Source organism: Janthinobacterium sp. GW823-FHT03B06, assembly GCF_058796955.1.
On sequence record NZ_JBXAJE010000003.1, the window covers coordinates 744169 to 764638 of the forward strand.

The 20470-nt window shown below is 64.6% G+C and carries 24 protein-coding genes; 12 read left to right on the forward strand and 12 right to left on the reverse strand.

The window, feature by feature from the left end:
• The first annotated feature begins 58 nt into the window (after positions 1–58).
• A complete protein-coding gene (locus AC1RBA_RS14415; RefSeq protein ID WP_492418746.1) occupies positions 59–1825 on the forward strand; it encodes a DUF6600 domain-containing protein in 1767 nt (588 codons plus the stop codon).
• Between the two features lie 315 nt (positions 1826–2140).
• Positions 2141–2437, forward strand: coding sequence for a DUF493 family protein (locus AC1RBA_RS14420; protein WP_070257888.1), 297 nt, complete (start codon positions 2141–2143; stop codon positions 2435–2437).
• Here AC1RBA_RS14420 and AC1RBA_RS14425 read toward each other — a convergent pair.
• Complete coding sequence (locus AC1RBA_RS14425) at positions 2430–3629, reverse strand: multidrug effflux MFS transporter (protein ID WP_492418747.1); 1200 nt, start codon at positions 3627–3629, stop codon at positions 2430–2432. The two genes, AC1RBA_RS14420 and AC1RBA_RS14425, sit on opposite strands and share 8 nt — an antisense overlap.
• Before the next feature lie 125 nt (positions 3630–3754).
• On the opposite strand from AC1RBA_RS14425, the gene pdxR reads away from it, so the two are divergent.
• From pdxR to AC1RBA_RS14465, 8 genes are all read left to right on the forward strand, one after another.
• A complete protein-coding gene (gene pdxR, locus AC1RBA_RS14430; RefSeq protein WP_492418748.1) occupies positions 3755–5227 on the forward strand; it encodes a MocR-like pyridoxine biosynthesis transcription factor PdxR in 1473 nt (490 codons plus the stop codon).
• Between the two features lie 75 nt (positions 5228–5302).
• Positions 5303–6007: a lipoyl(octanoyl) transferase LipB gene (gene lipB / locus AC1RBA_RS14435; protein WP_070223225.1), complete on the forward strand. Its 705-nt coding sequence runs from the start codon at positions 5303–5305 to the stop codon at positions 6005–6007.
• A gap of 37 nt (positions 6008–6044) precedes the next feature.
• Positions 6045–7052: a lipoyl synthase gene (lipA, locus tag AC1RBA_RS14440; protein WP_070312669.1), complete on the forward strand. Its 1008-nt coding sequence runs from the start codon at positions 6045–6047 to the stop codon at positions 7050–7052.
• Between the two features lie 122 nt (positions 7053–7174).
• Positions 7175–7444, forward strand: a complete 270-nt coding sequence (locus AC1RBA_RS14445) for a type II toxin-antitoxin system Phd/YefM family antitoxin (protein WP_070223351.1) — start codon at positions 7175–7177, stop codon at positions 7442–7444.
• Complete coding sequence (locus AC1RBA_RS14450) at positions 7425–7730, forward strand: Txe/YoeB family addiction module toxin (protein ID WP_070223221.1); 306 nt, start codon at positions 7425–7427, stop codon at positions 7728–7730. The genes AC1RBA_RS14445 and AC1RBA_RS14450 overlap by 20 nt, the downstream gene beginning before the upstream one ends.
• Before the next feature lie 90 nt (positions 7731–7820).
• Complete coding sequence (gene ung, locus AC1RBA_RS14455; RefSeq protein WP_070288957.1) at positions 7821–8489, forward strand: uracil-DNA glycosylase; 669 nt, start codon at positions 7821–7823, stop codon at positions 8487–8489.
• 105 nt (positions 8490–8594) lie between these two features.
• Positions 8595–8906, forward strand: coding sequence for a type II toxin-antitoxin system TacA family antitoxin (locus AC1RBA_RS14460; RefSeq protein ID WP_071650246.1), 312 nt, complete (start codon positions 8595–8597; stop codon positions 8904–8906).
• Entirely contained in the window at positions 8881–9363 is a 483-nt protein-coding gene (locus AC1RBA_RS14465) for a GNAT family N-acetyltransferase (protein ID WP_175444800.1), read from the forward strand. Before AC1RBA_RS14460 ends, AC1RBA_RS14465 begins: the two co-directional genes overlap by 26 nt.
• A gap of 101 nt (positions 9364–9464) precedes the next feature.
• Here AC1RBA_RS14465 and AC1RBA_RS14470 read toward each other — a convergent pair whose 3' ends face one another.
• The 4 genes from AC1RBA_RS14470 to AC1RBA_RS14485 form a co-directional block, all read right to left on the reverse strand.
• The gene (locus tag AC1RBA_RS14470; RefSeq protein WP_492418751.1) at positions 9465–11621 is read right to left on the reverse strand and encodes a TonB-dependent receptor; all 2157 of its coding nucleotides are present in this window, start codon (positions 11619–11621) and stop codon (positions 9465–9467) included.
• Positions 11622–11713: 92 nt separating this feature from the next.
• Positions 11714–12052 (reverse strand): hypothetical protein, encoded by a 339-nt coding sequence (locus AC1RBA_RS14475; protein ID WP_492418753.1) that lies wholly within the window; start codon positions 12050–12052, stop codon positions 11714–11716.
• Between the two features lie 67 nt (positions 12053–12119).
• Positions 12120–12941, reverse strand: a complete 822-nt coding sequence (locus AC1RBA_RS14480) for a helix-turn-helix transcriptional regulator (RefSeq protein WP_492418755.1) — start codon at positions 12939–12941, stop codon at positions 12120–12122.
• Positions 12931–13476 carry a YbhB/YbcL family Raf kinase inhibitor-like protein gene (locus AC1RBA_RS14485; protein WP_492418756.1) on the reverse strand — a complete coding sequence of 182 codons (546 nt, stop codon included), beginning with the start codon at positions 13474–13476 and terminating at the stop codon, positions 12931–12933. The genes AC1RBA_RS14480 and AC1RBA_RS14485 overlap by 11 nt, the downstream gene beginning before the upstream one ends.
• Before the next feature lie 215 nt (positions 13477–13691).
• Between AC1RBA_RS14485 and AC1RBA_RS14490 the strand changes: the two genes are divergently transcribed.
• Both AC1RBA_RS14490 and AC1RBA_RS14495 read left to right on the forward strand, forming a co-directional pair.
• Complete coding sequence (locus tag AC1RBA_RS14490; protein WP_492418758.1) at positions 13692–14849, forward strand: PepSY-associated TM helix domain-containing protein; 1158 nt, start codon at positions 13692–13694, stop codon at positions 14847–14849.
• Between the two features lie 89 nt (positions 14850–14938).
• Positions 14939–15361: a PaaI family thioesterase gene (locus AC1RBA_RS14495; RefSeq protein WP_492418760.1), complete on the forward strand. Its 423-nt coding sequence runs from the start codon at positions 14939–14941 to the stop codon at positions 15359–15361.
• Between the two features lie 68 nt (positions 15362–15429).
• On the opposite strand, the gene AC1RBA_RS14500 is transcribed toward AC1RBA_RS14495, so the two are convergent.
• From AC1RBA_RS14500 to AC1RBA_RS14530, 7 genes are all read right to left on the reverse strand, one after another.
• Positions 15430–16125 (reverse strand): anti-sigma factor, encoded by a 696-nt coding sequence (locus tag AC1RBA_RS14500; RefSeq protein ID WP_492418761.1) that lies wholly within the window; start codon positions 16123–16125, stop codon positions 15430–15432.
• Positions 16122–16712: a sigma-70 family RNA polymerase sigma factor gene (locus AC1RBA_RS14505; protein WP_070223198.1), complete on the reverse strand. Its 591-nt coding sequence runs from the start codon at positions 16710–16712 to the stop codon at positions 16122–16124. The genes AC1RBA_RS14500 and AC1RBA_RS14505 overlap by 4 nt, the downstream gene beginning before the upstream one ends.
• Before the next feature lie 98 nt (positions 16713–16810).
• Positions 16811–17332 (reverse strand): peroxiredoxin family protein, encoded by a 522-nt coding sequence (locus AC1RBA_RS14510; protein ID WP_070223196.1) that lies wholly within the window; start codon positions 17330–17332, stop codon positions 16811–16813.
• 86 nt (positions 17333–17418) lie between these two features.
• Positions 17419–18105 carry a BON domain-containing protein gene (locus tag AC1RBA_RS14515; protein ID WP_070223194.1) on the reverse strand — a complete coding sequence of 229 codons (687 nt, stop codon included), beginning with the start codon at positions 18103–18105 and terminating at the stop codon, positions 17419–17421.
• Entirely contained in the window at positions 18098–18694 is a 597-nt protein-coding gene (locus AC1RBA_RS14520; protein ID WP_034752465.1) for a phosphoheptose isomerase, read from the reverse strand. Before AC1RBA_RS14520 ends, AC1RBA_RS14515 begins: the two co-directional genes overlap by 8 nt.
• A 57-nt stretch (positions 18695–18751) precedes the next feature.
• Complete coding sequence (locus AC1RBA_RS14525; protein ID WP_070288965.1) at positions 18752–19105, reverse strand: YraN family protein; 354 nt, start codon at positions 19103–19105, stop codon at positions 18752–18754.
• Between the two features lie 10 nt (positions 19106–19115).
• Complete coding sequence (locus AC1RBA_RS14530) at positions 19116–20318, reverse strand: penicillin-binding protein activator (protein ID WP_492418762.1); 1203 nt, start codon at positions 20316–20318, stop codon at positions 19116–19118.
• Positions 20319–20470: the final 152 nt, after the last annotated feature.

The following is a 20470-nucleotide window of genomic DNA, read 5'->3' on the forward strand; positions in this document are numbered from 1 at the left end:
TCGAATGCGGATGTAATCGGTAGCAATCATCCCTGTAAGTCCTGCCTGGAGCGCTGCCATGCGTCCGACCCTGACTCTCCCCTTCCTGCGCACCGTGTGCGCCGTGCTGCTGTCGTCGGCGTGCGCCTTCGCCCTGGCGCAGGACCCGCCCGCCCGCGTGGGCCGCATTTCCACCGTCGAAGGGCAAGTGCTGGTGCGCGCCGGCGATGGCGACGCGCAAAACGCCCTCTTGAACTGGCCCGTCACGACGGATAACCGCTTGAGCACCCTGCGCGGTGCGCTGGCGGAATTTCGCGTGGGCGCGGCCGCCGTGCGCCTCGATGGCGATTCCGAGCTGGAAGTGAGCGAACTCGATGACGACAGTTTCAAATTGCACCTCAGCTATGGCACGGTCAGCGTGCGCGTGCGCAACCCGGACGCGCTGCGCGGCTTCGAGCTGACCACGGCCCAGGCCCGTGTGATCCTGACCCAGCCGGGCTGGGTGCGCATCGAGGCGGGACGCCAGCCCGGCACCAGCGTCGTCAGCGTGCTCGACGGCGCGGCCGACGTGGATGGCGCGACGGGCAGCGTGACCTTGCGTGCCGGCAAGCGCGCCGAGTTGACGGACGAAGAATTGCGCACGGGCGCCGTGCAGCGCGTGGCGTTCGACCACTGGCCCGAAGCCTTGCCCGCCGCCGCGCCGGCCTTGCGCTATGTCACGGACGATACCACCGGCTATGAAGAGCTGGACCGCTACGGCGCCTGGCAGGAAGACGCACAATACGGGCCCCTGTGGTTGCCCAGCGCGGTGCCGGCCGGCTGGGCGCCGTACAGCGACGGGCGCTGGACGTGGATCGCGCCGTGGGGCTGGACCTGGGTCGACAATGCGCCGTGGGGCTATGCGCCCTCGCACTACGGCCGCTGGGTGCTGCTGGGCCACCGCTGGGGCTGGGCGCCGGGCCGCGAGCGCGGCCGCGTGCCGTGGGCGCCGGCCCTGGTGGGCTGGGTCGGCGGCAACCATGGGCAGCAGCACGGCCAGCGGCCGGGACCCGGTATCGGCTGGTTCCCCCTGTCGCCGCACGACCGCTACGTGCCCGGCTACCGCGCCAGCGCGGACTATGAACGCCGCATCAACCGCGTCGCCGAAGGGCGCCGTTTCGTGGCGGGCGAACGCGAACGGCGCGAAGGCATGACGATGCTGCCGGGCGAGCGTTTTGGCGCCTCGCGCACGGTCGACGTGCCGCGCCGCAACCGCACCACCATGCCGCCGCCCGTCATGCAAAGCTTGCCGTTGAGCACCGCGCCTGCACCGGCCGGCAACTGGCAGCGTCCCGTTGAGGCGCCGCGCGGCGACCGGGAGCCCCGGCGCGACTGGGGCAGCCGCCCTGGCCGCCTGCAGACGGACGACGGCCAGACGCACCTGGCGCCGCATCCCATGCAGCCGAACCGCCCGCCCGTGCCGGCGCAATCGCAGCAGCCGCCCGTGCCGCAACAGCCCGTGATGCCGGCGATGCCGGCCTTGCCACCTGTGCAAGACCATGCGGCCCGTCCCGGCTGGCGTGGCGAGGAGCGGCCCCGCGCCGACTGGCCCCGCGCCGAGCGTGGCCCCCGCCGCGAGGTGCTGCAGACGGCGCCGCCGCCATCCCTGCCTGCGCCGCCGCCGGTGGCACAGCCGCGGCCCGCGCCGCCGCCGATGCCGGCTCCTGCCGCCCGTCCGCCCCAGGAAGCGCGCAGCGCCGAGCGTCCCAATCCGCCCCGTGAACGCAACAATGAGCGCAACATTGAGCGCAACAACGAGCGCGGCGGTCCCGGCCGCAATGGCCGGATGCAGGAAGTGGAGCGCTGACGGCCGTGCCGTCTGTCGCGCCGTATCGACGTTCAAGCCGCGAAATGCGCAGTTCGTCACATACCGGAGGTAAAGCTGCCGTGGTTTGGCTACAGTACGGCCACTGCTTATCCTCCAAGTGACAGCATCGACTTTTCCGGCTATTTTGTCCAAACGAAATAGTTTTCGCCAGCTTACCCAGCTGGCTTTTTTTTTCCGCGCCCCTGGGGCCATGGCGGCCGGCGCAGGCGCTGCCAAAGTTGGCTACAATACGCCTTTATGCAGCCGCCGCGCGATAAGCGCTGCCTGTTCTGACCGGCACTGATTGGATTTCCCATGCAAACCACCCCACCGACCGAAGTGACGATTCCTCCCAGCGAATCGCTGATCGAATATCCGAGCGACTTTCCCATCAAGATCATGGGTCCGACGCATGTCGATTTCGCGCCGACCATGCTCGAGCTGGTCATCAGCCACGACCCGACCTTCCATGCGGGCCGCATGGAAGAGCGTCCATCGGGCAAAGGCAATTACACGGGCCTGACCGTGACCGTGCGCGCCATCAGCCGCGAGCAGCTCGACGCCCTGTACATGGCGCTGTCGGGCCACCCGATGGTCAAGATCGTCATGTAAGGCTGGCTGCCGCCACGCTGGCCCGGCTCTTCGTGAGCAGCCAGACGGCGGCAAAGGCGCCGCTGGCCGCCGCCGTCACCCACAGCAGCGGTTTTTCGCTGCCGTCCGTGATGGCGGCGATGACGGCGCCGCAGGCGGCCGTGATGGCCATCTGCACGAAGAAGAACAGGCCCGAGGCGCTGCCCGCCTGGGTGCCATACGGCTGCAGCACGGCCAGCTGGCAGGCGGGAATCGCCATGCCTACCGACACCATCACCAGCAGCATGGGCGCCACCAGCGACGCCACATGCTGCGGCGCCAACGTCCCCGCCAGCAACAGGCTGGCCGCCCCCGCCACATTCAGCAGCACAGCCACGCCCAGCATGTGATCGGCGCCCAGGCGCGGTCCCAGCGCGCGGAACAGGCTCGACCCCGCGATATAGCCGCTCACCGTCAGCCCGAACACCAGCGCATACGCGCCAGGCGACAGGTGCATGCCCCTTTGCAGCAGCACGGACGATTCCGCGATGAAGGGGAAATACGTGCAATACACGCAGCCGATGGCCAGCGCATAGCGCAGGAAATATCTGTCGCCCAGCAGGCGGTAGTACAGCGCCAGGGTATTGCCCTGTGGTACGACGCTGGCCGGCCTGGTTTCCGGCACCCAGGCGGCGATCAGCCACAGCGACAGCGCACCCAGCAGGCACAGCACGCCAAATACGGCGCGCCAGCCGAATGCCGCGTCGAGCACGCTGCCGGCCAGCGGCGCCAGGATCGGCGACAAACCCATCGCCATCGATATTCTGCCCAGCATGCGCGCCTGCGTGGCGGGGTCGAAGCGGTCGCGCACCATGACCCGGCCGATGATGGTGCCGCTGCAGCCGCCGAACGCCTGCAGCACGCGCGCGGCGATCAGCACGTGCACATCGCTGGTGAAGGTGCAGACGATGCTGGCGAGCACAAAAATGCCCGTGCCGGCCAGCAGCACGGGTCGGCGTCCGTAGCGGTCGGCCAGCGGCCCGCAGGCGAGCATCGAGGCGGCGGAGCCGGCCATGAACAGGCTCAGGGTCAGTTGTAACTGGGCATCGCTGGCATGCAGGGCATCGGCCATGGCCGGCAGCGAAGGGAGATAGATGTCGATGCTGATGCGCGACAGGCAGACCAGCAGCAGCACGATGCCGCCCCAGGCCCATAAAGCGATGTGTTTCTGCATTGTTTTATACGATCCTTGCAAGGGTGCGCCCCGCTGGCGCACCGGAACGGTGAGAGTAGGTTGGTTGTGGTGTAATGCGAAGTGCCACTCATCAGAAAACTTATTGGACCACTTGGACGATCATCATGCCGCGAGGAAAATCACCGCACGCCCTGGACTTGCCTCGTCCCACCAGCTGGCTCGACAAGGCAGGCGTCAACAAGCAGGATGGCGCGTATGAAGCGCTGCGCTCGGCCATCCTGACGAAGATGCTGCCGGCGGGCAGCCGGCTGCCATCGAGCCGCACCCTGGCCGAACGGTGGGAGTTGTCGCGCGGCACCATCGAAACCGTGTTCGACCGCCTGCACGCGGAAGCGTATGTGACGCGCGTGCCCGGTTCCGGCACGCGCGTGTGCGCCGTGGTGCCGGAGCGCTTTTTGATGGCAGGATTTGCAGATACCGCCCCGGCCGCGCCGGCCAGCGTGCCCGCGCCTGCCTTGGACACGGGTGTGCGCGACGGCTTGCCCTTCGTGGCGCGGCGTGCCGACGCCAGCCTGTTTCCCATGGCTGCCTGGTCCAAGTGCGCCACGCGGGCGCTGGCGGCCGCCACGCCGGAGCAGCTGTGCAGCGCCGATCCGGCCGGCCTGCCCCAGCTGCGCCAGCAGATCGCCGACTTCCTCGCCAAGTACCGCGGCATCCGCTGCGACCCGCAAGACATTGTCGTTACCACCGGCATCCGCCACGCGATCGACTTGCTGGCGCGCGGCATCGTGCGCGATGGCGACAAGGTGTGCCTGGAAGAACCGGGCTATCCGGCTGCGCGCGCCCTGTTCGCCCTGGCCGGCGCCGTGCCCGTGGACATTGCCGTCGATGCCGGGGGCATCGATTGCGCCGTCCTGGCTGCGCACACGGACGCCTGCCTCGCCTACGTGACGCCGGCGCACCAGTCGCCGCTGGGCGTGACCATGTCCGTCACGCGCCGCCTGGCCTTGCTGGAATGGGCGAACGACAGCGGCGCCTGGGTGGTGGAAGACGATTACGACAGCGAATTCAATTACCACAGCGCGCCGCTGGCGGCCCTGAAGGCACTGGACCAGTACCAGCGCGTGATTTATTGCGGCAGTTTCAACAAGACCCTGTTTGCCGGCCTGCGCGTGGGCTTCATGGTGCTGCCGCCCGCCTTGCGCCCGCAACTGCTGCGCATCGTGCAATTGACGGGCAGGTCCGTGGGCGTGACGGAACAGCTGGCGCTGGCCGCCTGGATGGAAGAAGGCGCTTTCGTGCGCCATCTGCGCCAGGCGCGGCTGGCCTACAAGGAGCGGCGCGACCTGCTGCTGGCCTGCCTCGAGCAGACGGCGCCCGGGCGCTACACGATTTCCGGCCAGCAAGCGGGTTTTCATTGCGTGCTGTGGCTGCCGCCCGATGGCGACGAACGGGCGTTTTGCGCGCGCGCGGCGCAGGACGGGCTGGCGCTGCAGCCGCTCGGTGACTTTTGCCACAGCGCCAGGCTGGCGCCGGCCGTGCTGCTCGGTTACACGGCCCTGAGCCTGGCCCAGGTGCGCCACGCTGCACAAAAATTGGGCAGATTGCTGTTGTCGCCGGCGCCCGCGGCTGAATGAAACGGCGGCCTGGCTTATAATCACGGCTTCGCCGCAGCGTCCGCAGGGCGCCGGCAGCTGATTACAGAATCTGTCATGACCACCACCCGCACCGAAACGGCGCTGATCCGCGAGCTGGGCCGCGTCGATTACGAGCCGACCTTTGCCGCCATGCGCGCCTTTACCGACGCGCGCACGACGGACACGCGCGACGAACTGTGGATCGTCGAGCATCCGCCCGTCTTTACGTTGGGCCTGGCGGCCGACCGCGGCCATCTGCTGGCCGGCGCCGAGAGTGTGCCCGTGGTGCAGACGGACCGGGGCGGCGAAGTCACCTTCCACGGCCCCGGCCAGGTGGTGATTTACCTGCTGATGGACTTGCGCCGCAACAAGCCGGGCGGCAAGCTGTATGCGCGCCAGTTCGTGCATAAAATCGAGCAAGCCATCATCAACGTGCTGGCGGCGTATAATCTCGCAGGCGAGCGCATCGATGGCGCGCCCGGCATCTACATTGCCGGCGGGCCAGACAAGGGTGCGAAGATCGCCGCGCTGGGATTGAAAGTGCGCGGCAACGGCTGCACCTACCATGGCGTATCGCTCAACGTGGCGATGGACCTGGCGCCGTTTTCCTGGATTAACCCTTGCGGCTATTCCGGCCTGAAGACGGTGGACATGCGCAGCATGGGCGTCGTGGCGCCGCTGGCCGAGGTGCAGCGGGCCCTGGCCCAGGAATTGACCGTATTACTCGATGTAAGCGAAGTAAACAGCGCCGCAGGCGCGCCTCAGGCAGCGGATGCCTGAGCAAACAAACCAACATGCCCGTCAAGGGCTTGCAGCCATGACTTCTGAGACCATTTCCAGCACCGCCCCCGCCGCTCCCGCCTACAACCCGAGCGAAAAGCAAAAAGGCGCCAGCAAGACTTCGCGCATCCCGATCAAGATCATTCCGATCGAGCAAGTCGAGCGCCTGAAAAAGCCGGACTGGATCCGCGTCAAGGCCGCTTCGGCTTCGACCCGTTTCTATGAAATCAAGGATGTGTTGCGCGAAAACAAGCTCGTGACCGTGTGCGAGGAAGCCAGCTGCCCGAACATCGGCGAGTGTTTCGGCAAGGGCACGGCCACCTTCATGATCATGGGCGACAAGTGCACGCGCCGCTGCCCGTTCTGCGACGTGGGCCACGGCCGTCCGGACCCGCTGGACAAGGAAGAGCCGGCCAACCTGTCGAAAACCATCGCCAAGCTGCGCCTGAACTACGTCGTCATCACCTCCGTCGACCGCGATGACTTGCGCGACGGCGGCGCCGGCCATTTCGTCGAGTGCATCCAGCAAACGCGCGCCCTGTCGCCGAACACCCGCATCGAAGTGCTGGTGCCCGACTTCCGTGGCCGCCTGGAAAAAGCCCTGGATCTGTTCAAGGATGGCTTGCCTGACGTCATGAACCACAACCTGGAAACGGCGCCGCGCCTGTACAAGGAAGCCCGTCCCGGTTCCGACTACATGCACTCGCTGAAACTGCTGAAGGATTTCAAGGCCATGTACCCGGACGTCAAAACCAAGTCCGGCATCATGGTGGGCCTGGGCGAGACGGACGAGGAAATCCTGCAAGTCATGCGCGACATGCGCGAGCACGACATCGACATGCTGACCATCGGCCAGTACCTGGCGCCATCGAACAGCCACCTGCCCGTGCGCCGCTACGTGCACCCGGACGTCTTCAAAATGTTCGAGGAAGAAGCCTATAAAATGGGCTTCACCCACGCCGCCGTGGGCGCCATGGTGCGCAGCTCGTACCACGCGGATGAACAGGCGCACAGCGCCGGCGTGGAATCGGCGCTGAATTTCTAAGCCGTTTGCGCCACATCAAAGCCGCCCGCGATAGCGTGGCGGCTTTTTTTTGCCTGATTGAGGTGATGTACAATATCCTGTACAATTATTGGCATGTACTTTCCATGGAGTGGTGGCACGGCATGAATATCCTGACTTTCAGCGAGGCGCGCGCGGGCCTGAAAAGCGTGATGGACGACGTCTGCAACGACCATACGCCTACGGTGATCACGCGCGTGAATGGCGAACATGTGGTGATGCTGTCCTTGTCGGACTACAACAGCATCGAGGAAACCCTGTATTTGCTGGGCACGGCAAAGAATGCCAGCCGGCTGATGGCGTCCGTGGCGCAGATCAAGGCGGGCAAGGCGCAGCCACGGGCATTGGCGCGGCATGAAAAACCGGAAGACTGAAAACAAGCAGCAGGCGCGCGCCGCCGTGCTGGCCTGGACCGATCATGCCTGGGAGGATTATCTGTTCTGGCAAGAGAACGACTTGAAAATCCTGCAAAAAATCAACGACTTGCTCGATGCATGCCTGGCCGATCCGTTCAAGGGCACGGGCAAGCCGGAACCGCTGAAAGGCGACCTGACGGGTTTCTGGTCGCGCCGCATCGACCGCCAGCACCGGCTCGTGTATCTGCCCGACGCGGGCTGCATCTACGTGGCGGCCTGCCGTTATCACTATGACGACAAATAGGCATTGCCCAGCCGTACCGTAACGCGGTACCGGACGTGACGCGGCTATACTGATCAATGATGTTTTAAAAACATGATTGACGGGGGAGCCATGGACGTACGCATCGACGCATCGTGGAAGGCGCGGCTGGAGGGGGAGTTTGCCCAGCCCTACTGGGAGCGCCTGGCCGCCTTCGTGAAGGAAGAGTACGCGGCGGGGCCGTGTTTTCCTCCGGGTAAATACATTTTTCGCGCCTTCGACCTGACGCCGTTCGAGCAAGTCAAAGTCGTGATCCTGGGGCAAGACCCGTATCACACGCCCGGTGCCGCCATGGGGCTGTGCTTTTCGATTCCCGAAGGCACGCCGCCGCAGCCGAGCCTGCAGAATATCTTCAAGGAATTACACAGCGACGTGGGCGTGGCGCGCACGCGCACGGATTTGTCCGATTGGGCGCAGCAAGGCGTGTTCCTGCTCAACAGCGTGCTGACGGTGCGCGCCGGGGCGGCCGGTTCGCACGCGGCCAAGGGATGGGAAAAGCTGACGGACAGCGCCATCCGCCACCTGTCCGCCGAGCGCGAACACCTTGTGTTCATCCTGTGGGGCGGCTATGCGCAAGCCAAGCGCACCCTGATCGACCCCGGCAAGCACCTGGTGCTGGCAGCGCCCCATCCATCTCCCTTGTCGGCCAGCAAAGGTTTCTTTGGCAGTAAGCCGTTCAGCCAGGCAAATGCGTATTTGCAGGCGCATCATCATGCCGAAATCAAATGGGGCAATGAATAATGGTGACATTTTGTCTCCAGTAAGGGTTGCTTTGTCCCCATCATGTGCTATGCTCATTGGGATACCCGACGACACCCGAACAAACCCGACGACACGAGCTAAATAATGAGTGTGACTGAAGAACGCGGCCGTATTACGGCCAGGGTTTCCGGCTCAATTGCCGAGAAACTTCAAGAAGCGGCTGAGCTGACCGGCGCTACCTTGAATCAATTCCTCGTGCAAGCTGCATTGGAAAAGGCGGAAATGATCATCGATCGCGAATACCTGATCCGCTATTCCCGTCGTGACGCCGCCATGATGATCGATTTGCTGGAAAACCCGCAGGGGCCGAATGCGGCTTTGACGAAGGCTTTTGAAAATTATGCACAGAAAGTAGAGAATGGCGTACTTCGTGACAGCACTGAAAGCAATACATGATGTAACAAGGTTTCATTGCGGCACACCGGTATTGGATACGTGGTTGCAGACAATAGCAAGGCAGCATCAGCGGCATGGCGCATCGCGAACGTTCGTGCTGGTCGATGAAACTGATCCTACGGAAATTATTGGCTATTTTTCACTGGCGATTCGTACCATGACCCCCAAGGAGGCTATTCCCATCGCCATGATGAAGAAGTTGCCCAGCAACGTACCCGGCTTTACCTTGGCGCGGCTTGCTGTCGCGCAGCGGCATCAGCGTCGCGGCTTTGGCCGATTGCTGCTGGTAGCGGCCATGAAGCGTGTGCAATCGGTCGCAGCGGAGGTGGGCGGTTTTGCCCTGTTTGTCGATGCCAAAGAGCCGCAAGGCACGCAATTTTATCAACAGTATGGTTTTACGCCCCTCCCCGATGATCCGCTGACCATGCTGCTACCAATCGCCGATATTCCCCATTAAAACAGCATCCCGATAGACGCCACGAGATCGTTTCTTAACGGCAACCGACAGCGGCAGGCGTTGCTCCCTGCCGCTGTCTTCGCGCGTAACGGTGGTAACGGTTAAAAACTGGTCGACAGGCCGGCGTAGATGCTGCGGCGGGCGCCATACTGCGGCGCTCCCACGCCCACGCCGGAACCGTCGCGCAGCAAATACGACTTGTCGAACAGGTTGATCAGGGCCAGCCGTCCTTCCACCTTGCCCACCGGCGTGTTCTTCCACGTGTGCGTGAGCGCCGTGTTGACGGTGAAGTAACTGGGCAAATGGCCGGAATTCGGTGCGCCGCCGTCCGGCGTCATGCGCAGACCGCTGCCGTAGAGGAAGTCAGCGCTCACTTGCGAATCGCCGAAGTGATAGTGGCCGCCACCGGACAGCGTGTATTTCTGGTCATGATCGAGGTAGACATAGTGCTGGCTGATGTAGTTCAACTCATCGGCGCCAAACAGGGCTTGCCCCGAATTGATGTTGCGGCCCTGCGCCTTTTGCGTGCTGGCGTTGAGGAACAGGCCCCAGTTTTTCTCGCTGTAGATGGCAGACAGCTCCAGGCCCTTGGCGTAGCCATCCGCATAGTTGAACGGCGTCAGGATCAACGCCTGGCCGAACTGGCCTTCGTCCAGCAGGTTGTTGATCTTTTTATAGTACACATCGGCCGTCACGGTCAGTTTTGAATTGACCTGGTGGCTGATGCCGATATCGTAGTAATGCGTGCGCTCGGCCTTGACGTTGTCGGACCGGCCGATTGCCGGCGCATTCGTCGTGTTCGCGTACAGGTCGATGCTGCCCTGGGCGGCCAGTTCCTGCGGCGGCGGCGTGAAGTAGCGCGAATAGCCGGCGTGCAGGGCCGTGCCCGGCGCGATCTGGTAGGCCAGGTTGACGCGCGGGCTCCATTGCTGTTCGCTCGTGTAGGCCGAGACCTTGTCGAAGCGGGCGCCGTAGTTCAGGGTCAGCGGTTTGCTGATATGCCATTCATCCTGCAGGTAGACACTGGCCAGGGTGCCCGTCTTGCCGCTGTTGTCCAGAATGCTGATCGGCGTGGTGGAGGTTTGCGCGCCGTCCAGCGCCGGGAAGACGGCCACCGTGTTGTCGCTCGTCGTTTTCTGGCGCGTGTAGGCCAGGCCCGCGCGCACGGTGTGGTCCTGGTGCAACTTGTAGCTGATGTCGAACTGGGCACCGGAAGCGCTGTTCGCGCGGCGCGAGTCCGAGGCCACGCCGTTGTAGATCAGGTCGCCAATGGCATCGGGCGTGAAGTGCAGTTCCGAATTCTGGTGGAAGGCCGACACCTGGTAATTGACGTCGCCCAGGCTTTTTTGCAGCGACAGCACGAGAAAACGGTTCACTTCGCGCTGGTTTTCATTCAGCTGCGATGAAGCGATGCTGGACGTGCCCGCCTGCGCATCGCTGTGGCCGGCCAGCGAGAAGCCCGGCGCCTGGTCCGGGTTGTTCGGGATCTGGAAGCGGCCGTTATAGGTGCCGAACATGGCGCCCAGGCGGGTATTGTCATCGAGGAAATACGACAGGCTGCCGAACGATTTGTTCTGGCGCGTCTTGTCGTGCAGGGCGCTGCGCGTGGCTTGCGGGTTTTCCACGCCCAGTGCATTGCCCAGGTAGCTGCCGGACAGGTAGTAATTGAACTTGCCCACGCTGCCGAAAAATTCGGCACTCGGCTCCACATGGTCGTGGCTGCCGACCATGATGCCGATGCGCCCGCCCGGCGTCATGCCGCCCTCCTTCGTTTCAATATCGACGATGCCGGCCGTGCGCAGGCCGAACTGGGCCGGCAAGGCGCCCGTCATGAAATCCGTCTTGTCGATTAATCGCGTGTCGATCGACTGGCCGAAGCCGCTGATGCTTTCGGGCAACTGCACGCCGTTGATGCGGTATTGCACGTTGGCATGGTCGTCGCGTACATGCAAAGCACCTGATCCCTTCGAATCCTGCGACACGCCCGGCAAGCGCAGCAGCACTTCATTGAACGGCGTGTTGTCGCCCTGGCCCAGCATGTCGACCATGTGGCTGTCGATGCTGTAGATGGTGGTGCCGACTTTCGGCGACAGTTCGATGCGCGCGCTTTTCAGATGGGCGGAGGTGACTTCCACCTTTTGCATTTCTGGCGGGGCGGCATCGGTGCTGGCTTCGGCAGGCTCGGCGGCATGGGCGGACATCGTAAACAGGCTGGCAAGGGCGAGCGACAGCGCGCTCAGGCGTGGTGTGTGTTGCATGGTAAACCTCGAAAATAGTCAACGCCAGGCGGCCCGGCGCGCATCAAAGCGCGGCAAGGGGCAGCCTGAAAAGGATAAAAACAGCGTGGGAACTACAGCGAGGCGGCAGGCGGGCCGCGCACGGGCGGCAGGACGAGGGCGGCGACGGGCGCCAGGGTAGCGGGCGCGAGGGCCAGCAGGCGGTACGGCAGTAACTGGGCGGGCGGCTCGGCGATGGCCGGCGGCACGGCGATGTCGGCCACCTTGTCGATGACCGTGGCGCACAGCGCGCACTCTTCCGCGTCGAGCGTCGTCTTGTGCAGGTGCGAGGCGGCCGTCGACAGCAGGAACACGAGGGCCAGCGCACTGAACAGCGCCACGCAGAACTGCCACGGCGTGCGCGCGAGGGCGGACGCCGGGTAAGGCTTGCGGGATGGCTGGCGGGAAGACATGGGCGCATAGTAGCAAGAAAATCGTCCCGCTGTCAGCGCTTGTTGCTTGATTTGCGCCAGAGCGGGCTTACAAGGTGGCGCGCAGGTCGCGCGGCGACAGGCCGTAATGCTGGCGGAAACGGGCCGCGAAGCGCGAGGGCGAGGCGTAGCCGCAGGCGGCGGCGATGTCGCCGATGGGTAAGATGCCAGATTGTAATTCCTGCAAGGCCAGTCCCAGCCGCACGTCTTCCAGGATGGCGCGGAAGTGCCGCCGCTCCAGGGCCAGCTGGCGGCGCAGGGTGGAGGCGCCCAGGTGCAGATGGCTGGCAACCCTGGCCACGCTCCAGTCGGCGCCCGGGTCCAGCAGCAGCACTTGCTGCACGCGCGCGGCCAGCGGATCGCGGCGGTCCAGCAGCAGCGGGCCGCAATGGCCGCCCAGTGCCAGGGCCAGCAGCAAGCCTTCCGCCTGGTGCGCCAGCAGCGCGGGCGGCATGCTGCTCGCCAGGCTGGCCGTCAGCTGGTCCCAGGCCAGCGCCGCGTGCGGGTCGAGCGGCACGCACAGGCTGGCCGTGGCCGCCTGGTGCAGCTGAGTATCGACGAGGCCGCCATGGCGCGCGCGGAAACGGGCGATCAGGGCCGGCGAAAAACTCAGCACTTCCGCCCGGTAGCCTTGCGCGCCGGGCAGGTTGGCCACGCCCAGTTCCTGTCCGGCCGGCATCAGCACCACGTCGTGCGTGCCGGCGCGCGCCTGGCGGGCGCCCCATTCCAGCAGTTTCGTTCCTTGCCGCACGCGGCACAGGGCGCTCTGGAAGACGGGCACGCGGCGCAGGGTTTGCGCGCGGCGCGCCTCGATGGTGCCGTGGGCGATGCGCAGCTCGCTCAGGGCCACCGCCTCCATGTCATCTGCCATACAGTCCCGTCAGCTGTGCCTTGCCCAGCGCGTTGGCGTTGAGCATGTAGCCGAGCATGGCGCCGCTGGCGTGCCGGTCCAAGGGAAGCTTGTCTGTTTTCAGCGCCCACACCGTGATCTGGTAGCGGTGGGCCTGGTCGCCCGGTGGCGGGCAGGCGCCGCCGTAGGCGCTGTCGCCGTAATCGTTGCGCCCTTGCACGGCGCCGGCCGGCAAGGTGGCGGTTGTCGTTCCCGCAGGCAAGGACGTAGTGCTGGTCGGCACATTGAACACGCTCCAGTGCCACCAGCCGCTGCCCGTGGGCGCGTCGGGGTCATACAGGGTGATGGCGTAGCTTTTCGTGCCGGCCGGGGCATTGCTCCACGACAATTGCGGCGACAGGTTGCCGCCCGTGCAGCCGAAGCCCTGGAACACTTGCGCGCTCGCGAGGCGCTGGCCGGGGGCGATGTCGGTGCTGGTGACCGTGAAATCGGCGGCGTGGGCGCCCAGGTGAAGAGCGAGGCCCAAGGTGGCGGCGAGGAAGCGGGAGGCGGTCATAGTTTTCCTTTCGATAAGTATAGGGGAAAGTGTATGTCGCGCAACATAACCGCGCGATGCCGATGCGCTCGCTAATGGTGCCGAAACGCTCGTTTTATCCTATTTCAGACGTTCGCATGAGCGTGTTGTTCGGTTTGCCGCTTTCTGACCGTGCATGATTTTCACTGTGGGGCTTTCATGCTATCGTTTCGCAGCCCAAATTTCCCAAAGTTTCCATGTCACAACGCTCGATCAAGTGGTTGCTCAGCAAACTGCACCTGTACGTGGGCCTGTGGTTCGGCGCCCTGTTCGTCCTGCTGGGCTTGACGGGTTCCGCCATCGCCTGGATGCCGGAACTCGACGCGTATCTGAATCCCAACTTGTTACAGGCGAGCACGCCCGCGCCTGGCCAGGTGTTCCAGATGACGCCGCGCACGCTGCAGGCGGTGGTGGACCAGCTCGCGGCCGACCCCGCCTATGGCAAGCCGAGTCAGCTCAATCCGCCCGCCGATGCGCGTGACGTGTATGTGGCCTCGTACCGTCAGCCAGGCAAGCCATCCCTCTTCAGCCAGGCCATCGTGCGCCAGGTGATGGTCGACCCCTACACCTTGCAAGTCAAAGGCGAGCGCGACTGGGGACGCTTCGGCCTCACGCGGCCATTGCTGATGTCGGGCATGTTTCATTTGCACCGCTATTTATTGTCCGGCGACATGGGCAAGACCATCACGGGCATTTCCGGCGTGGCCCTGCTGCTGATGGCCCTGAGCGGCATCTACCTGTGGTGGCCGCGCCTGCAGTGGACGGCGATCCGGCGCGCCCTGATCGTGTCGCATGGCGGCTCCTGGCCCCGCTTTAATTACACGTTTCACAAGGCGGCCGGCTTCTTTGCCGCGCCCGTGCTGGCCGTCCTCGCCTTTTCCGGCATCTATTTCAATTTGCCGCAGCTGATCGTGCCCTTGGTGGAGTTCGTGTCGACGGTGCCGGACACGGCAAAACTCAAGAATGTGCAGCAGGACGGCGCCGTGCTCGATGCGGGCCAGGCGATGGCCGCCGCGCAGCAGCTGTATCCGCAGGCGCGCGTGTCGCGCATCGTGCTGCCGGCCAAAAAGGACCAGCCGTACGACGTGCGCGTGCGCCAGCCCGGCGAAATCGCCGAGGGCGACGGCGCCACGCGCATCACCCTCGACGCGCGCAGCGGCTTGCCCCTGCGCATACGCGATCCCTTGCGGGCGCCGGCCGGAGACGTCTTCCTGGGCTGGCAATTCCCCCTGCATTCGGGCCAGGCCTTTGGCGTGGCCGGGCGCGCCTTCATTACGCTGTTCGGCCTGATGCCCTTGCTATTCCTGCTGACGGGGACCCTAGTGTGGTGGAAACGGCGGCGCGGCAAAAAATAGCTGCGCTCAAACCGTTGCCGGGAAAGTTGCTATCATCATAGTATTTTCCGGCAGATCCGCTGTCCGGACCGACCCGCACAAGGACCAGCATGAGCAATCCCGAGATCACCGTAGCAATGTTGAATGAACGCGGCACGGGCCGCCTGCCCGGCCATCTGGGCATCGTCATCACGGCCGTGGGCGACGGCCAGCTGACGGCGGAATTGCCCGTGCTGCCCCACCTGCTGGCGCCGAACGGCTACCTGCACGCGGGCAGCGTGGTGACCCTGGCCGACACGGCGTCTGGCTATGGCTGCATCGTCAACCTGCCCGAGGGCGCGATCAACTTCACCACCATCGAATTGAAATCGAACCACCTGGGCACGGCCCGCGAAGGCACGCTCACTTGCACGGCCAAGGTCGAGCACAAGGGCCGCAACACGCAAGTGTGGGATGCCGTGGTGAAAAGCAAGGAAACGGGCAAGACGATTGCCCTGTTCCGCTGCACGCAGATGATTCTGTATCCAAAGTAAGGTAAGCAACCCAAATCAACTGCTGGGGTCAGACCCGACGGGTGTGACCCCGGATTTTTGCGTTAGGGTTAAATTTTTACCCAGTTACCTTTATACAAGATTGGTCCCGTCGGTCCGTTCGGATTCGGCGAACCGCCTTTCGGCTCCAGGGTGACGGCCAGCAAGGCCACGTCGTTGCCGATGGCGCGCTGGGACAGGGCCAGTTTCACGTTGCCCTTGTCGGCGAGTAAACCCAGGGAGCGCGGGTTGCCGCTCTTCGGCACGGCCCACAGTTCCAGATCCTTATCACTTGGCACGGGCGCGTTGGCCACCATGCGCACCTCGAGCGCGCCGTGGCGGCTGTCGGCCGTCAGCAGCAATGCCGTTTGCGCCTTCTCGTCCGTCAGGCTGGCGACATAGCTGATCTGCGGCGCGTCCATCACGCGCGTGGCCACGACGATCACCAGCAGCGCGGCGATGGCGCTCGACGCCATGCCCAGGCCACGCCAGAACGACAGCGCATCGCGGAACCAGGACCAGCGGCCCTGCGGCTTCAGGTGCAGGCGCTGCTCGATCTGCTGCCACACGCGCTTGGGCGGCGCCACGGGCGTGGCGAATTCCGCCATCGGTTCCAGGCGCTGGCGCCATTCGGCCGTGATATTGCGCAAATCGGCATCGTTGTGCAGCCAGCCTTCGAAACGCCGCCGCGCGCCCCCTTTCAGGGTGCCCAGCACGTATTCGGACGCCAGTTTCTGGCGCAGCGCGTCATTGCCGCGGATATTCATGATGCCTCCCGTTTCGCCAGGCACGTGCGCAGCCGTTCCAGGCTGCGGCGTATCCACGTCTTCACGGTGCCGATCGGCAGCGACATCTGCTGCGCCACTTCGCTGTGCGACAGATCGTGATAGAACGCCAGGGCGACCACCTGCCGGTGCAGCCCTTCCAGGGCCGACATGCAAAACGCCAGCGCCTTGGCGTCACCGCTCATCTGCAGCGATTCGATCGGCGTGGCCTGGGGATCCCGGAGTGCATTCATGACTTCGCTATCAAACTGTTCGGCATCGATTTCCACGGTATCGTCGCTGCGCCGCAGCACATCGAACGCCTTGTTGCGCACGATGGTGGCCATCCAGGTCATCGGCGCGGCCAGATGGCTCTGGTAAGCGGCGGCGTTGTTCCAGATGGCGACAAAACCCTCTTGCAAGGCTTCTTCAGCGAGCTCTTGCTTATGCAATATACGCAGCGCGAAGCCAAACAGTTTCGATGATGTGGAGTTATATAGCTGGCGGAACGCCGTGGCGTCCTTGTTCCCGGTGGCAAGCAGCCAGGCTTTCAGTTGCTGCGGGTCGAGCGATTGAGCGGCTGGGGACACGGCTGGCTTTCACAAGGTGAGTGGGATCACGCTTGTGAAGGTTATAACAAGTTGCCAAGCTTTAGCAACAAGGTTTTGTGCGGTACCGGGGGACTGGATCAGCCGGCGATGGCCGTTTCGAGCAGCTTGTGCAGTTCGGCAAATTCCGGCTTGCCCACATAGCGCTTGAGGATCTTGCCCTGCTTGTCGAGCACGAAGGTGGTGGGCGTGAGGGCCACGTCGCCATAGGCCTTGGCCGCCTCGCCCGTCACGTCGAGCGCCACCTTGAATGGCAGCTGGCGCGTTTCGGCGAAATTCAGCACGTAGTTGGCCGGATCGTATTTCATGGCCACGGCCACGAATTCCAGTCCCTGCCCCTTGTACTTGTTGTAGGTGTCGACCATGTCCGGCATTTCCGCCACGCAGGTGGTGCACGAAGTGGCCCAGAAATTGACCATCACCACCTTGCCGCGCAGGCTGGCCGAGGTAATTTTCTCGCCATGGATGCCGTGGAAAGTCACGTCCGGCGCGCGTTGCTTGTCATTGAGCGACAGATAGCCTGCCGCCGCCACGCCCGCCACGAACACGGCGATGAGGGCTGGCTTGATCCAGGACTTGCTTGCGGAGGGCGAAGTGGACATGGCAAAGTTTCACTAATGTAGAGCAACGATGCGGCCATTATAGACGCATCGTCAGTCTGGCGCCGTAGGTCAAACGGCGGAGGCGTTTATTGCTGGACCGTATCGCTGACCGTGCTGGTCGTGCGCTGCTGCGGCGGATCGGGCTGCAATTGCTTCAGTTCCGCTTCCGAAATGTAGTCGAACAGCTTGACCACTTTCTGCACGCCGCCCACGCCGCGTGCCACGTCGGCCGCGACCGTGCCTTCGCGCTGGGTCACGCGGCCCATCAGGAAGACGGTGCCGTTTTCCGTGACGACCTTGAACGAGGCGGCCGAGATGGTTTTCATGTCGACCAGGCTGGCCTTGACCTTGGTGGTGATCAGCGCGTCGTTCGAGCGCGAGGTATAGCTGGCCGGGCCGGCGATGATCAATTCATTGGCCACCGATTCCACGCCTTCGATATTGCGCACTTCGCGCTCGACGGCATTTTTCATCGCCTCGTCGCGCACTTCGCCCGTCAGCAGGACACGGCGGTTGAAGCTGGTGACATTCACGTGGCCCGCATCGCCGACGATGGACGGGATGCGCGCCTCGCCCTTGACGGCGATCGACTTGTCTTCGGTCTGGGCGCCCAGGGTGCGGCGGTCCGCCGCGGCAACGCCGCCCATCACCGCGCCGCCGACCATCAATTCGATGCAGCCGGTGAGCGAAGTGAGCATGGCGCCGCACAGCAGTGCGGTGGCCAGCGGGCGTTGTACGCGTTTCCAGCCTGGGCCAGTACCGAATTTAGTCATTCACGTCTCCTCCGAATAGCGCGACGTCGATGCCGTCGCAGATGCAATGTATGGTGGTCAGGTGGACTTCCTGGATGCGCGCCGTGCGCTCGGCCGGCACGCAGATATGCACGTCGGCGTCCGTCAGCATCTTGCCGATGGCGCCGCCGTCCTTGCCCGTCAGCGCCACGACGCGCATTTCGCGCTCGAGCGCCGCTTCCACGGCGGCCATCACGTTGGCCGAATTGCCCGACGTGGAGATGGCCAGCAGGATGTCGCCGGCCTGGCCGAAGGCCTGCACCTGCTTCGAGAAGATCTCGCGGTAGCTGTAGTCGTTCGCCACGGCCGTCAGGATCGACGTATCCGTCGTCAGCGCCAGGGCCGGCAGCGGAAAGCGCTCGCGTTCGAAGCGTCCCACCAGCTCGGCTGCGAAATGCTGGCAGTCGGCGGCGGAACCGCCGTTGCCGCAGGCGAGGATCTTGTTGCCGTTGGACAATGCATAAAACATCAGGTCGATCGCCTGCGCAATGGGTTGCGCCAGTACGGTGGCTGCCTGGATCTTGAGTTCGGCACTTTCGTGGAAGTGCGAGAGGATGCGTTGATTATTCATAGTCTGCCGATTATAGTGCAGGCGCGCGGCGTGGCGGACAAGCACTGTTAAAAATGCTTACATATCGAGGATGTTCTTCAGCCAGCTGATGCGCCCGCCATCGATGGCCAGCGCGTCGAAGCGGCATGGCGGCACGGTTTTTTGTCCCAGCAGCCAGGTTTGCGCGGCCACCACCATGCGCCGCTGCTTGGCGGGCGTGATGCTGGCCAGGGCACCGCCGAAGGCCGCACTGCTGCGCAGCCGCACTTCGACGAAGACGATGGAGGCGCCATCGCGCATGATCAGGTCCAGCTCGCCGCCCTTGCATAGATAATTGCGTTCCAGCAGCACCAAGCCTTGCAGCAACAGATACGCGAGCGCATCGTCTTCCCCCTGCCGTCCCCGTTCCCGTTTGTTCCAGAAGGGCGGCATGGCGGTGTCCTTATTGTACCGGCGGCGCGGCAGGCGGAGCCGGTGGCCAGGTGCCCAGCACGCCCTGCTGGTAGGTGGCGGCCTGTTCCGTGCGTTCGAACACGCTTTGATCATTCTCAAAGCGCACGGCCAGGCGGCCCGTCACGCCGTCGAGCGTGAATGGTGTGTTCGGCCGCAGCGCCACTTCGCGCGCCACGCGGAAGGCGTCGATGCCCAGTGCGTACAGGCGTTCCATATCGGCTGTCGGGCGGACGTCGCCTGACTGCGGCGGCTGCGGATACACCATCACTTGCGGATGGTCGCGCTGCACTTGCCAAGGCAGGTCCAGCAGGCGCGCGCCATCGAGCTCGGGGCCGCTGGCGCCGCGCCCGGCGCCGGGGTTCAGTGACGAGGTGCCATACAGGGGCAGGTCGTTGCCGATGGCCACGCGCAGCTGGCGCGCCTGGTCGGCGTCGAGCGCGGCAAACAGCAGGCCCGGCGGCGTCGCGGCCAGGCGCGCGCGCAGTTGCACCAGTTCCGCATCGCTCAGGTAGCCATTCGTGGCCGTCAAGTCCATCACATCGACCTTGCCGCCCTGGCGCAGCCATTCCTGCTTGAAGGCGGCGCTGATGCGGCGCTGCGAAGGCGAACCGGCCGACAGGATCAGCGCGTTGGCGCCCGGCTGTTCGCTCGCGGCCCAGGCGGCGACCTGACGCGCTTCCGCCTCGATCGACAGGCCCATCACCAGCAGCTTGGCCGGAAGGCGCGCTTCGCCGCGGTTGTCCGGGTGGTTCAGGGCGATCGTTGGTTTACGCACCAGGTCGCTGTTCGCCACGGCCGTCACGGCCGAGCGCGACAAAGGCCCCACGACGACGTCCTGTTCCTCTTGCGCTTGCGCAAACTTGTTCAGCACGTCGGTGCTGCCGTCGCCCGTGTCGATCACCGTTACTTCGAAGCCGCTGCGGTCGCGCTCATACGCGGCCATGAAACCGGCGCGCAGCAGTTCGGCGGCCGGGCCCAGGGACGCCGAGCGCAGCGGCAGCAGCAGGCCGATATGGTGCAGATTGCCGTCGGACGGCGCCGGCGCCGTGGCGGCCGGCATGTCCTGCGGCGTGCCCGTTGCCGGCTTGGTGGTGGTGGGCGCCAGCGGCGCGCCGCTGCCGTCGTACGCGGTAATATCGGGCACGGCCACGGCAAACGTCACCGGTTCGGGCGCGGGCGGCTTGGGCGGCACGGGAGGCGGCAGCGGCTTCGGTGGCGGCAGCGCCCTTGTGTTAGATTCAATAGGCGCGCACAATTGCCCGGGCGCGTCGCAAGGCGTGCTGCAAGCGCTCAGCATGCCGGTCGCGGCACAAACAAGCAGTAACTTCACACTATTAGCAAGCA